The organism is Paenibacillus sp. YIM B09110, from assembly GCF_037167145.1.
In the GTDB taxonomy this organism is placed as follows: domain Bacteria; phylum Bacillota; class Bacilli; order Paenibacillales; family Paenibacillaceae; genus Pristimantibacillus.
Genome location: NZ_JBANSP010000010.1, coordinates 192,903 through 208,081 on the forward strand (window position 1 = coordinate 192,903; position 15,179 = coordinate 208,081).

General features: G+C 48.4%; 7 protein-coding genes. 1 reads left to right on the plus strand and 6 read right to left on the minus strand.

The window, feature by feature from the left end:
• Positions 1 to 124: 124 nt before the first annotated feature.
• Positions 125 to 2,857 carry a family 78 glycoside hydrolase catalytic domain gene (locus V8F51_RS16845; RefSeq protein WP_337101449.1) on the plus strand — a complete coding sequence of 911 codons (2,733 nt, stop codon included), beginning with the start codon at positions 125 to 127 and terminating at the stop codon, positions 2,855 to 2,857.
• A gap of 217 nt (positions 2,858 to 3,074) precedes the next feature.
• Here the strand turns inward: V8F51_RS16845 and V8F51_RS16850 are convergent, their stop codons facing one another.
• The 6 genes from V8F51_RS16850 to V8F51_RS16875 all read right to left on the minus strand — a co-directional run bounded on the left by V8F51_RS16850 (position 3,075) and on the right by V8F51_RS16875 (position 15,099).
• Positions 3,075 to 8,111: an S-layer homology domain-containing protein gene (locus tag V8F51_RS16850; protein WP_337101450.1), complete on the minus strand. Its 5,037-nt coding sequence runs from the start codon at positions 8,109 to 8,111 to the stop codon at positions 3,075 to 3,077.
• A gap of 235 nt (positions 8,112 to 8,346) precedes the next feature.
• Complete coding sequence (locus tag V8F51_RS16855) at positions 8,347 to 10,437, minus strand: hypothetical protein (RefSeq protein WP_337101451.1); 2,091 nt, start codon at positions 10,435 to 10,437, stop codon at positions 8,347 to 8,349.
• A gap of 5 nt (positions 10,438 to 10,442) precedes the next feature.
• Positions 10,443 to 11,489, minus strand: a complete 1,047-nt coding sequence (locus V8F51_RS16860; protein WP_337101452.1) for an SGNH/GDSL hydrolase family protein — start codon at positions 11,487 to 11,489, stop codon at positions 10,443 to 10,445.
• A 37-nt stretch (positions 11,490 to 11,526) separates the two neighbouring features.
• Positions 11,527 to 12,411, minus strand: a complete 885-nt coding sequence (locus tag V8F51_RS16865; protein WP_337101453.1) for a carbohydrate ABC transporter permease — start codon at positions 12,409 to 12,411, stop codon at positions 11,527 to 11,529.
• A 17-nt stretch (positions 12,412 to 12,428) separates the two neighbouring features.
• Positions 12,429 to 13,328 carry an ABC transporter permease gene (locus V8F51_RS16870; RefSeq protein ID WP_337101454.1) on the minus strand — a complete coding sequence of 300 codons (900 nt, stop codon included), beginning with the start codon at positions 13,326 to 13,328 and terminating at the stop codon, positions 12,429 to 12,431.
• Between the two features lie 85 nt (positions 13,329 to 13,413).
• Positions 13,414 to 15,099, minus strand: a complete 1,686-nt coding sequence (locus V8F51_RS16875; protein ID WP_337101455.1) for an extracellular solute-binding protein — start codon at positions 15,097 to 15,099, stop codon at positions 13,414 to 13,416.
• Positions 15,100 to 15,179 lie beyond the last annotated feature (80 nt).

Below are 15,179 nucleotides of genomic sequence, written 5' to 3' on the forward strand. Positions count from 1 at the left end.
GAACGAACGAACCAAAGTATGTAATCCACCTATAAATATAGCATATCAGCCCCTGTCGCGAACCAACTCACTGGGCTACGATAGCTGAAAAGAAACATGAAGCAATCGAAAAGGAGAGACAAACATGCCGCTCTTACATAACCTGCAGGTCGACGGACAGCATACCCCCATTGGCATAGACATGACCGATCTTCAATTTTCCTGGCAGCTGGATTATGCGCGAGAGGAGGCGCAGCCTGTTGCCGCGCAACTGCTAGTCGCGACAAAGCAGGAATGGCTTCAACCTGGGCAATCTGACGTTTGGGACAGCGGCATGTCTGCCGGTCGGTTGACCCATTCCCGCTTCGGCGGATCTGCGTTGCAGGACTGCTCCCGCTATTGGTGGAAGGTGCTGATAAAGAACGAGAAAGGGGATGTCCTCGCATCGGAGCCCTCGACTTTCCTGACTGGCCTTAGCACGGCGGAAGCTTGGAGCGCGCAGTGGATCTGGAAACCGGGCGAGCATCTTATTAACGACTTCGCCTATTTCCGCAAAGAGATTGAGCTGCGTGGTCCGATCCGCCAGGCGCTGCTGTTCGCTTCCGCCCATCATTCTATGCGTTTGTTCGTCGATGGTGTTCGAATCGGCGGCTACGGCTCCCCCGCCCCGACCAATCCGGAGCATCGGAAGCTGTATACGGCCTATGAGATCTCATCATTGCTTCATCAAGACACAGTCTGTCTCTCAGCTATTGCCCACTATTTGGGCGGAGGCGGCCAGAACAGCGTCGACGGCTTGCCCGGCTTCCGCCTCCAACTCGAAGTGATCTACGAAAACGGCTCAAGCGATACATTCAGAACTGACGAATCCTGGCAGACGGTCAAGGAAATTCCGTACCAATGCGGCACTCCCTATCAGCAGAACCGGCGCATATCAGCCATCGAAGATTATGATGCCCGCAGGCTGGATCCGTCTTGGAACCGGAGAGGCTTCGCCGCAGAATCCTGTCTGCCAGTCGCACCATCAGGAATTCCGGCTCATCGTTGGCCGATGAAGCGGCAACGCATGCAAGAAGGCGCCGAAGCGGAGTTTATTGCGCCGACCCTTGTCCGGCAGGCGTTTACACCGGGCGACGACGACAAGACGGAAACGCTTCGGCAAGTGTTCGACGCCGGACGCATCTTGTCAGGCTGGCCGCGAATTACATTGCCAGGCGTCCCGGGAACAACCATCCGGCTGCGCTACTCCGAAGATCTAGATGAGCAAGGCTTTGTCAAACATCATGTAAGCAACGAAACATCCGATCATTATTACGATCAATACACGATGCGCGGCGACGAGTTGGAGGTCTGGCAACCGGATTTCTCCTATAAGGCATTCCGATATATCGAAGTAACTGGTTATCCCGCGGCTATACAGCCCGGAGAGCAGCTGTCGTTGGTGCTTGCCTATACCGGTATGTCTGAGCTTGGTTCATTCGATTGTTCCGATTCGTTCCTGAACCGGTTGTACGCTGCCTGTATTCGCACGCAGAAAAACAATGTGCTGGGTCAGATCGTCGATTGTCCGCATCGCGAGCAAGCGCAATATCTCGCCGATTCCGATCTTCAGGCGGAGACGCTGCTCTATAATTTCGATGCTAGGGCGGCGCTGGAAAAGGTGCTAGCTGATTTTGCAGGTGGGCAATTGGATGACGGCACTTTTCCATTCGTCTATCCGACAAATTACGACCAGCCCGACTTCAAGCTGCAAATTCCCGAATGGGATCTGCACTTCTGCTCTCTGCTCTGGAAGCTGTATATGCATACTGGCGACGATCGCCTGATTGTACGGTATTACGATGCCGCCAAACGTATGGCCGACTACTATCTCGGCATTCGCGACGAAGGATCCGGGCTTGTCCCGCTCGACAAAGGTTGGCATATAAGCGATTGGCCGTACCCTTCAGTCGATCACGGCTCCAATCCGCATAAACAAGGGACCGATACGGCGCCATACACGGTGCAAAATATGAAGCTGTATCTTGCAGTCGACATCCTGTCGCAAATGGCAGGCCAGATCGGCCGGGAGCAGGATGCCGCGTATTATAGGGCCGAAGCCCGTCTACTGCGGGAGAGCATTGTCAGCCGGCTGTACGACCCGACAGTTCGCCGATTCCTCTCCGGTCTCGGTACCGATCAGATTCATCAAGGAGTCAACGCGCTCTCTGTGCATCTCGGTCTTGCTCCATCCGCCGACACGGAACACATAGTCGATTATCTAGCGAACTCCCCATGGGAGAGCCGTACCGTACTGTCTCTTCCGTTGCTGCGCTCGCTGTTCGATAATGGGCGAGGCGACATCGCTTATCAACTGATTCGCAAGGAAACGCATCCCGGCTGGGGGTATATGATTGCACAGGGAGCGACTACGATGTGGGAGGGCTGGGATGATATTGAATCGCATTGCCATGCTTGGAACGGATATCCAGCCCGTATGCTGCAGGAATATATCGCCGGTATACGCTTGACTGCTCCCGGCTTCGAGGAAGCCGAGATCGCGCCATATATGCCGGAGGGACTCGCATATGCCCGGGCTTCTGTCGCTACGCCGTTCGGCCGGTTATCCGTCGGGTGGGAGCGAGGAACGCAAGAGTCTCCCAATGAGTATCGGCTGTCCATCCGCATCCCAACAGCCATGAAAGCTAAGGTTGTGTTGCTTGAATGCAAGCCAGAGGAATGCGGTCATGTCGTACTGCTGGAATCCCGTCATGTTATTTGGGCGAACGGTACAGTATCCGGACTTGCGACTGGCATCCGCGGTATCGATTATGTGAATGAACGCCTGGAGCTGCGAATCGAATCCGGAACCTATGAATTTGCAATAAAGGGCAAATAACAACTATTAAATATGCGCAACACTCCTCCGGCCAATGATACAACTGATCAGCCGAGGGCAGCAGCAGAACAGCCAGCCTGACGTCCGGGCTGGCTGTCTTTACTAAAGCTTGTTGAAACAACATATATTCGATGGGGAGGATTTGACGCTTACAACGATTCAGAAAACGGTAATCGGGGCTGTCCCCGAACAGCAGTCAGGAACAGCCCCTAATCCATTATTGCTCCGCTATTTTCTTCGAACTAGATTCCGATGTCAGCATATGAAACAGAATCATAGCCACTTCCGCACGCGTCGCCTTCACTTCAGGCATAAACATGTTGTTCCCTTTTCCCTTAATGTATCCGGCTTGATGCAAGGCAGACACATGTCCGATTGCCCATGCAGGAATTTGTTGCGAATCGCTGAATGCGGTACTTGCAGATGGATGAATCGCCAGGCCAAGCGCTCTGGACAGAAGCACAGCCATCTCCGCACGACTAATGTACCGTTCGGGAGCAAACTTCTCCTTGTCAATCCCGGCTACCAACCCTGCTGCAACAGCAGCTTTAATGCTGGCTGCATACCAGGCATTCGCATCAACATCGGTAAATGCCGTTTGCCCATCCTCCGTAATCTCCAATTGCAAACCGCGAACCAGCATAGCCACAAATTGTGCGCGGGTAATTTGGCCCGAAGGGTTAAAACGGTTTCCGTTCTCCCAATCGATGACTTGCCTTGCTGTCAAAGTTTGAATGGCTTGCATGGCCCAATGCGTATTCGAAATATCTGCATAATGCTTTGTGTATTCCATAGCCACATAAACATTCGGGCTTATTTGTTTAAGCTTTAGAGTGATTCGTGCCGCTTCCGAATTCACGCCCCCTCCATTATAAATCCATTTCTTATTCAAAGTATCATACTCGTAAATACCCGTCAGTTTACTGTCAATGTCCCTTGCTAGTAATGGGAGCTCCAAACTTACGCCAACAAGATTTTGTTCAAGCTTGAACTTCTTGCCATCGGCCGTAACAAGCATGACCGATACGTTATAGGCTGGACTCAAGATGCGAATGGCATCATCCGGATTCTTGCCCGCAGCTTCCTTCATTATTTGCTCGCTGGCTGGCGCAAACTCAATCTCCAAAGTCGCACCAGCCGTATTGTCCGCTCTGCCCAGCAAGGCGTTCAACTCAGCTGATTCAATCTTTAACCGTGCTTCTCCTGTTTGAACCTGCAAAGGGTATCCAGTAATCTGACCTATCGGTATTGAAACCGACTTCTGGCTGTCTTTCATGCGAACAACCGCAATGCCGTCCACGATTGTAACTGTCGCTCCTTCGGTTCCACTGCCGCTTCCTGCGCCATTGCCATTGCCATTGCCATTGCCAGGCTCTTCAGCGTTCTCATCATATTCCGCATTCAAGATCAGACGCGTTATTTCACTTACAGCCAGCTTCCGCTGATAGATACGGAAATCATCCAGATAGCCATGAAAGTTGACTTCGGTTTCTTGCAGCGATGTGCCGAGTACAGTGCCTATGGCTCCCTGGGAGAGGTATACGGCATGATTAGGTTCACTCACCAAATCACCATTTATATATAATGCCGCTCCTGCTTCCGCATCATATACAACCGCGACATGAGACCAGCTATTTGTGGAAACGGGGCCGCCTGCTACCGTAGTCCATCCTTCCTCCGAAGAGTTTGACAACATTCTGAGCTGCAACGCACCTGCTTCATCGATCTCCAATACGACGTTTTTATTAGAGTAAATGACCATGCGCCGCCCGTTCTCATAAGGCTTTAACCATGTTGAGATCGTGAAGCCCTGTTCGTCGAGCACGCCGGTCTCCTGATTGGCTACATAATTATTGCCTCCGTCCAGGTACATGGAATTACTTCCGATTTTACCGGAATAATACGCGGGAACCCAAGGAATCTCATTAGTTGGAACGCCATCAACTGTTCTTATAATGCTGCCATGTCTGGCATGAGCAGTCGAGTCATAGGCGGTCGTTCTTCTTCCTTCATCGAAGGTCCAGTACACGGCAAGATCATCGACAAGCATATCCCTGCCCGTAGCAGTAAGACTAACGTCATCCAACCATACCGTACCAGAGGCAGATACCGAGTCCAGGAGAATCTCGATCCATCCATTATTCACGACGGCCGGTGTCATGAAGCGCGTAACGAGACGTGTCCATCCTTTGGTGCCGAACAGCGGTTCAGATTCATATCTATAAGTTGCGGCTCCTTCTACGGACATACGCAAGGACAAGCCCGTCCCCTTAACCTGATCCGTTTTGACCCATGTACTCAATTCATACTCCTTGTACGGCTCCAGATTTACGCTTTGTCTCGTACTGGTACCAGAGAAAGCCCCCGCTATTTGCAGGGATGTCCCGCCGGAGCGTGAAGTACTCGTATCCAGAACGGGAGTAACGTCAGCCGGGAACGTCCATCCTTTAGGGATCCCTTCGTTATCCTCACCTTCCTCAAAAGAAGGATTCTGCACTTTATTTCCGTTGCCGAGAACCATGATATGGACGGGTTGCGATTGGGCGGCAATCCCTTGACTGCTGATTGCTTTTGCCGTTATGGAGTAGCTTCCGGCCTTCAACCCTTTCCATTCCAGCTTGTATGGATCAGATGTATCTGTTCCAATCCTCTTCCCATTCGCCCAAAACTCGACCTTGGCCATACCTTGCGGGGCGGTTGCGCTTGCTTGGAGCGTAAGCGAACCATTCTCCGACAGAATCGTTCCTTGATCAGGAGTCAACAATTGAACAATTGGGCTGGTTCTAGTCGTTGTTGGGATTACTTCGAACAATTTGCCGTCTCCCGGCAAGAAGCTGATTGCAGCAGTTCCAATCTCATAAATTTCACCCGTTTCCAGGTCCTTCAAACTGCCTGTGTAGTAAGCTGAGCTGAGCGTCAGTTCCTGTGGATGTTCGGCATCCGTGTTTACAGCGACTACGTAGGACTTGCTTCCGTCCCGTTTCGCCAATGTACTGACATACGGCTGCGCGTTGCCGGTTCCCGCGACTGTAAAACGATCCTCATCCTTCTTCGCACTCAATAAAGTCTCTTTCAATGGTCGGACGCGATTGGCTAACGAACTGACTTCATCATAGTGCTCAGGGCTGTCCTCAAGTCCGAGCCAGCTTTGCTGTGTGCCATAGATAAACCAGAATATGCCCGTAGCTCCTTCTCCTATAGCCATCCAGTTCTGCATTCTTAGCTCGCCCACAACAGGAGTCCTTGTGGAGAAGCGTCCTGAATCAAATTTATGCGTTTGCAATATCATCCATAAAGGAGTATCCTCAGGCTTTTCTTTTACTACTTTCCGGACATAGCTGACAAAATCCCATGCCGAATATCCGAACGCATTTAACGTAAAGTCGCCGACCGGGTTGTGCTTCGCGGCAGGGTAAACGTCAATAAGCAAGGTATCCAGCCCAGCCGCAGTGAAGATGGGACCCACCCGGTCCAAACCGACGAGCGGAGTGGAAACTTTCAGCCCCGGGGCATTTTCATGAAAATATTCGGTCGCGACGACATGATTGTTCAAAGCCTCCGGAAACGGTTCATCCGACAGGTTAATACTCTTGATGCTGGGATGATCTTTCAATTTACTAATTATATTGTCTGCAATAGGCTGGAATTGCTGTGGATCAGCGGCCTCGCTGTGCATCCAGTCATACGTATTCGCATGCGGTCCGTAATGCACGCCTACACCATATGTATCCGTTACCTCAAACATAAAGTGGTCTTCGTCCACATTGCCATTCGTAATCATAATGGAGTCCAAGCCATGGCTATGCAGGTCTGCAACGATTTCCTTGAATCTTTGTTTATTGCCTCTTATCTGGAGCGCATCCTCGAAGACCCCGATCGGAAATTCGCTTGGCGGGAACGGCTCCAAATCGACCGGATATTCAGGATCCATGGGCGCCGCTACGCCCTTAACTACAACGTTTTTGATCCTCTGGCCATTCGCAGTCGCATTGCTGAACATGAAAGACGCATAATTTATGTCAGGAATGAAGCCTGCGAACTGGCCAACATCGTGCTTATCCACGATGACCTGGCCATTCATCCAAATGCTTACAGTATGCTCTGACGCATTATATTCGACCTTCACTCTAGTATAGCCGTTTGCATCAAAACCTGGAGCCACTCCATTTTTGACCAAATATTGCGTCCGGTCCAAAAAGGCCTGGTATTCACCGTTTTTGTTCAAGTAAATCCATATTTGGCCGTCCAGCCACATGGCGCCCGTACCTTTATTCAACCCCAACCCGATCCAGTCCTCTACGCCAGCCGGATAAATATCAGCCTCCACGCTGGATACCAGACCTACGGACTTGAATGGGACACTGGCAGTGGATGAGCCTCGAACCGAACTGGTAATATAGCTTTCGCTTTCATCGCCAGCGAACACCAGATTCTGACCGGCTTCCCACTTTCGGCCGTCGAACTCCGTCTCCTTTTCCTTGAGAGAAGCGCCAACTGTGCGATTCGTGCCATTGATTGCCAACGTATCCGAGATAGCCAATGTTTCCCCCCGAACGATCAGATTTTTCACTCGTTGTCCATATGCTGTTGCACCGCTGAGCACAAAGCCCGCATGCGATATGTTCGGAGTGAATCCTTCAATCCCGCTGATGTCATGCTGATCTACAACAAGTTCTTCGTTCAGCCAAATAGAAATCGTAGCATCAGCTGAATTTAACTGCACCTTAACTTTGGTGTAACCGTTTGCATCAAAGGTAAGCAGCGCTCCGGACTTCACCAAATATTTGGTCCCATTAACGAAAGCCTGGTACTCCCCATTCTTATTGACATAGATCCATACCTCTCCATCCTGCCAGATCGGGCCAGTCCCCTTCAGCAGTCCAAGCCCTACCCAATCATTCACCCCTGACGGCTTAATTTCCGCTTCAATGCTTGCTAAATCTCCAACCGACCGAAAGGGCACGCTTGCATTGGCAAGCATTTCAGCGCTGCTGCTAGTCACATAGCTTTCATTCTCATCCTCGAAATATACGAGCGATGGACTAGCCGTCCATTGCACGCCTCCCGCTTCAACATTGCTCCCTGCAATCTGGGTGCCGGATGCGCGATTCAGCGGTTCAACACTCAGTGAGTCCGCGACTGCGACAGGCAGATCAGACTCTGTTGCTGCGTGCACGTTCACGCTTCCTATACCGTATACGGGCAACAATGTCAGGCAGAGAACCAACGCGCATACCATTTTGACCAATCTCATTACAATCCCTCCCATTTAAATTGTTAGAAGATATATTGTTCTGACGAGCTTAATTATACGTTCACCCTTGAATGGGTAACCACTTTCCGATTTCCACTTTACTATCTTTTGGCTACTGATTCGCGAATGAAATATCAGAGCGTATAAACACGAATTTTATACTTTCCTATAAGTTGAAAAAACCGCTCGTTTCCCGATAGGGATACGAGCGGCTGCAGCGTTCATTGTAAAGGCCTTATACGGATTTCGTAGCTTCGGGATACACATCGATGAGGGTAACTCCGCCGGGTTGAAGCTTGACCTCAAAGCTTTGCTTATAGATTGAACCGCTAACGTATTGGTGGGTAAGCCCGCCTGATGCCGCATCCTTGTAACGGACTGGCAGAATAGGAAAGCTGGAGACCGTGCGTGTATCCGCGACAGGCTGCTTCATCGTAACAAAAGCCCGTCGGTAATGAACGTCATTGTCATTGAATAAGTAGATTCGGCATGTGCCGTCCTTCAGCCGGTACGCCAAAAAAGGTTTATCACAGGTTAACGGACAGTCGCCAATATGAAGAAGGAGCCGTGCAAGCGCGTCGCGGAAGCCTGTAGTTACCTTGACGAATGGCAATGTGTCGACAAGCGTATAAGGGAAATCAGGCGCGTCAGCGGGATCGCCTTCCATATTCGGCTTTCCGTCATCTTGATTTAACAGAGCTTCGATTGCCGCACGGGTATCCTCATCCGGCGATGCGCCGAAGGCGAACACAGTCAACGGCCGATTGCTGTAGCGGTCCGAGAACAGAATCGTTTCTTGGATCCCGTAATCAGCCGGCTCGAAGCCTGTACGAGCCGTACATACAACCGCTCCACGATCGTATGCGGCTACCTTGCGCTGTTCTTCAAGTGACAGCATATCAAAATCAGGTACCAGCAATGTACCGGTAAATGAATCGAGATCTTCCGAACGAACGCAAGCACCGCAATGAGTTCCGGCCTTCGCGAGCTCGTAGAACAGCTTGAAGGGTGTCCAGCGACGTGTATGGATGTATTCGGTCAGCATGTTCTCATAAGCATGGTCGGACCAAAGCATCGTAGGCGAGAGTGTTCGATCGACATCCGCGGAGAAGGCAATTTCCATGCGTTCTCGTTCCCAATCCCAATCGGCGCGTTTGATTCCGTCGCCTAGACACAGGAAATAGCCTTCAAGGGCACGCCGCGAACCGCCTTTCTCTGCAAGCTGGTATGCCATCATGGTATAAAGGTCTCGTTCGTGCAGGCAAGGCACATGCTTCATCATGTCCCATTCCTCAGATGCATCCTGCAGACCAACCATCGAAACCAGATGGCCTTGTCGAATATGTGCTGCAGTAATAGGAGCAATAGCCATATAACGGTGGAAATAGTAATCTTGCGTATCCCACGGAGATGCGATAAAACAACTGGTCGGCAAAATATTGGCAGTGAGATAATCGACGCCAGCATTCATGATGCGTGCCAAATCCGTTCCAAGACAATACTTCGTTTCGAATGGATCCGTACAGTACATGCCAAGTACCATCACTTCACGTCCGATAGCGTGAACACGCGCGCATATTTTTTCAAAGAAACCTTCCCATCGCCAGCACATGAATTCAATCCACTCTGCACGGACATTTTTCCAAATCCAGTCTGCGCGGGCGTCTTCTACATCCGCTTCGTCATTCCCAAGCGCCGCAGCAATACCATCAGGCAGAATCAGCCCCGTATGGTCAATGAACTGCGTAACCATGTCGGTCGAGTAGTCGCCATGGTAGATGTTTCCGCTTGGGCTAAACCCGTCCGCAAGATGAATTCCCTTAAATCCGTAATCAACCAACGTACGACAAAGCTGCTCTACGAAAAAATCCTCGTAGTATGTACCGTTTTTAAAGCGTTTGAGCGCGAATAACCCGCGTCGTTCACCGCCCCTTGTATGAAACTGCAATTCTGGATGGTCACAAATCCATTCTTGGTGGAAGGAATTGCCGATGGACACCCCCATAATGCCTGCGTACATGCCGGTTCCACTGTCAGATAAGTTGAAGGATAGGTCCCGAAGGTTGTGATTCGTCCAAGGCTGCCTTTCACGTTCCGCATTGCGCGGGATGCCGTAATAAGCACAATTATCGGCGGGAAGTTCATATTCCTCGTCCATACCCTTGTACTGATTGACGAAATCAGGGTGGAACAGCAGCGCACAAGCGCCATCGGGAAGAAAACCGGTCTGGTCTAAAAACCTCGCAGCCCCTCGATCGGAGTCCTCTCTATCGAAACCTAGCAATTGCATCCAGATGAAAACCTTTCCGTTCTTGAGCTTCTCCACAACATTCACTCCCCAGACAATATGTTTTTCAAGATTGGAGCCAATCCATTCGCAAGCTGCCAAAAACCCAAATCGGAAGGGTGAACTCCATCCACCGTACATCCGTTCCACAATTCTCCAATTAACTCGGCACCGTTGCAAAAGAAAATAAAGTCATCTCCGTTTTCTTTACGTTCTTTAACAAGCTTTCGTTGGAAGGTCATTCTTTCTATTCTATCTTGATAGGATCGTGCTTGAGCATGTTCAAATCCGAATGGAATCCGCGATATAACGAGAATCGGCAGCACGGGATGACGGCTACGGATTATTCGTATAAACTCAGGCATCGTTTTAGCCAATTCATCAAGATTATCGCAATTGGCATCGTAATCAAGCACAAGACATTCTGGGCGTTCAATCTCGCTAATGAGCTCAGCTATTCTTGAATCGCCCTTTCCGTTTCCCGAGAAACCTAAATTAATAAATTCCATATTAATCTTCCGGCTCAAAATGTTAGTATAAGCCATACCGGGTCGTGAGGCGCATCCTCCTTGAGTAATCGATGTACCATATATAATGATCTTGCCTTCATTATCATACGGCGGGAAATTGCCGATTGCTGAATCTGGGTTCAAACCGATTTGCAACTCATGCACACCTTGATAAAGCGGAAAATTAAGTGTAATATAGCGAAGCTCCGGTTCAAGCGATTCGAACAATATGCTCTCGTATTGCTCTGCATCGTAAGGGAAACGCGTAGTTCCAAAATAATGCTGAGAACCCGGAGGACCAAAATAACAATCAAATCCATTAACCCCGGTTGACGGCATATGATCATAAGGATTAGTTCCAAACAGCTTCACTTTGACAACCAGTTTAGCCGCATTCGTTTGAAATCTTATCTGCCCCCCGGCAGTATGGTTCGCCAGCTCGTCGAGCACGCCGCGAATCGTTCCATGGGCTGCCGCAGGAAGACGCCGAAAGCTGCGCTCCTCTTTCCACCATGCAAATCCCGATACTATAAGAGGACAATCCGCAGGAGAAATCCATCTTAGTTCATTTTGATCATTCATAGTCTGTAGCCAATCACTCCTAATTTCGTTAATAGATTTACCCTTTCACGCTTCCCAATACGATACCTTTAATAAAGTATCTTTGAAGAAAAGGATAGATGAGCAGAACCGGGAGGCACGCGGCAAATATTTGTGCCGATTTGGATGTCTTATCTGAAATGCTGGACATCAATATCGCATCCTGCGGTGATAATTGACTAAGTTCCCTGCCTATGACAACGGTCTGCAAATAGCTGGTTAAGGGATAATTGTCTGGACTATTCATTAAAATGAGTCCGTCAAACCATGCATTCCAATGCCCTACAATGCTAAATAGCGTAAGCGTCGCAAGCGCAGGGGCTGAGAGCGGCAAGAACAGTTTGAATAGAATAACCCAATGATTGGCGCCGTCAACAAATGCTGCTTCTTCAATTTCCCTGGGTAAATTACGGAAAAAATTAAGCAAAAGAACGACATTAAATACCGGAACCGCTCCAGGAATAACCAAAGCCCATATCGAATCCAACATGCCTACAGACCGGATCGTCATATACCAAGGAATAAGACCCCCGTGAAAGAGAATCGTAAACACGAATACCCATACATAAACGGTTCGAAATCGAAAGCTGTTTTTTTCTTTGGACAATGGATATGCCGCTAATAGGGTCAGCAACATACTAAGCGATACTCCCAGTACGATTCTCTTCACGGAAATAAACATGGAGTCGAGAAATTGTTGTTTTCCAATGACATATTGATAGGATTGAAAAGTAAAATCAATCGGCCAGAACGTAACCCTTCCCGCATCGGCCGCAGAAGCGCTGCTGAGAGAAATAGCCAACACATGAATCAACGGCAAGACGCATGAAACAGCGAGCCCAATTAACAACACATATATAACCACAGTTACGACTTTTTCCAATTGTCCCGCATAAGCATTCAATGTTGTTTCCTCCAAACTTAGAAGATGCGATAATTTGCGAATCGATAGGCACACCAGTACGAAAGCGATATTAATATTAATGAAACAAAGGATTTAAGCAGCCCTACAGCTGTCGAAACACCAAAGCTCATCTCCACCAAACCGGTTCGATAAACCAGTGTATCAATGATATCTCCCGTCTCATAAACGACAGGACTATAAAGATTAAAGATTTGATCAAAACCGGCATTCAGTATATTCCCCATACTTAATGTTGTAAGCAGAACAATAATGGGCATCATTCCCGGAAGGGTGACATGCCATGTTTGCTTCCATCGATTCGCTCCATCTGCTTTGGCCGATTCATACAGAGCGGGATCTATCCCTACAATGGCAGCAAGGTAAACAATCGTGCTGAATCCAAATTCCTTCCATGCATCGGATACAACCACGACGAAACGAAACCAGTTATTGTCTCCCAAGAAAAAGATAGGATCTACACCAAAGGCGAATTGAAGAAATTGGTTCACAATCCCCTTCATTGATAGAATGTCAATCAGAATGCCCGCCAGCACAACCCAAGATAAAAAATGCGGTAAATAAATAAGGGTTTGGATGCCTGCGCGGGTAAGCTTGTGATTGACTTCGTTCAACAATATAGAAACAATCAAGGGCAGCACAATTCCTACAATAATTTTCATCACCGCAATGATAACCGTATTCCATAAAACTTGAACCGTATTCGGCAATTTGAACATAAATTCGAAGTTATCCCAGCCAACCCACTTCGAACCTGTTATTCCCAAAGCAGGATAAAACTTTTGAAAAGCAATAACTACGCCCGTCATCGGTATATAGGCAAATACGATTAGAATAATAAGTGCTGGGATAATCATCACATGAAGGGGCAATTCTCTCGCCCAGTTACTATATCGCATATTTAACCCCCTTCGTCATAGACAAGGGCGAAAGGATGTTTCGCCCTTGCTATACTTTAAAAATGCACGCAATCAATGCTCGTTGTTATTGATTTTGCTTCCACTCATTCACTTCTTTAGTAATCTGATCTCCACCCAGAGCTTTCCAATCTTTAACGAATTTATCAAACTCATCAATTGAAACTGCGCCCATAATGATTTTTGTAAATACTTCGTTTTCCATCGTTGCCAAGGTAGCCGATTTATCCGTCATGGACGGCGTATTGCCGCCATAGAAACCGTCGTTTACGAATAAGCCTTTATCCATAATATCGAAAAAGATTTTCCAAGCCGGATAATACAAAGACCAACCATATACGCTGCCTTCGTTATTAATCGCTTTCAAACGATTATCCCAAAGCAATTTTGCTGTTGGATCCGCAGCCAAACTCTCATCATTGGCGTCAACGGCATCTATAAACTGTTGAAACGGAAGATCTGTTGCGTCATTCGAAAATACGGGCGCCAGTTTCCATAATTGAATGCTGCCATCCTCCGGATCATACATGAAACGATCATATGTCTCCTTGCCGGCAGCTTTACCTACCGTTTTTTCAAAGACATAGTTGAATAATTTGACGATAGCTTCCGGGTGCTCGTAACCTTTTCTGACCACAAAATATTCAAGAACTGGCGCATTCAAGCCAACCTTAGCGGGTTCATCATTAATAGACGGCAGCGGGTATGGAACCCATTCGGCATTTGGATCATTATCTTTTAATTGATGCGGACCTAACTGGCCGAAGAAATGTGCGCTATTGATCATTCCTACTTTTCCTGAAGCGATCATCTCGATTGTTTTGGCTGCATCTTTGACAGTAAATTCGGGATCAATAATCCCTTCAGCGTACAGCTGTTGCAACGCTAGAAGGGCTTCTTTGGCTTCCGGTTGCGTACTGCCATACACAAGTCCGCCATTGTTGTCCTCAATCCACAACCCCGGATAAGCATGAAAGCTATTAAAAAAACCAGAAGCTGATAATGCACTGTTTTTCACAGTATTGTCGAATGTGAAACCATACGTATCCTTAGCGCTATTGCCATCCGGATCATCATTTGTAAACGCCTTTGCTATATGAATAAAATCATCTATTGTTTTAGGCTCTGGCAGATTTAATTTCTTCATCCAGTCCGCCCGAACCCAGATGAGCGGGCCGCCTGCTCCGCCGATCGCGGATGCCGTATTAGGCAGAGCATATAACTTTCCTCCAACCGACGACTGCTCAAGCGCAATCCCGTCTCCGACTGCAAACTGCTTTTTCGTTTCTTCCGAAGCGTATTGATCGAATATTTCAGTTAAATCTGCAATACTATCCGTTTCGACCAGTTGTTGCAGTTGTTGACCGTTGACGCGCATTAAATCAGGCAAATCCCCGGAAGCCATCGTCACATTCAGTTTGCTGTCATATTGGCCAATGTCCGCACTCCATTGCACTTTAATGTCAATTCCGAGTTCTTCAAGAATCGCATCGCTCCACACGTTTTTTTCATAGGTTTGTCCGCTTGGCAATTTCATGCTTGCATCAATTCGTCTTACCGTAGTCATCGAAATAGGTGCATCATATTTGCCTAAAGGATCAATCACAACCGTTTGTTCGGGCGTTTCCGACGGAGCTGGCGACGATGTCGCTTCGCTGCCTTTGTTCCCATTTTTGTCGTTCGAACAAGCAGACAGCGCCATCACGCATAACACAAATATGATTGATGTAATAACGATCCTTTTTCTCTTCATGCTTTATGCCCCTTTGGAATTGGATTTATCAAAGGAAATATCCTTGATATGTTTCAAATTATACAAGCGCGTATTACAGC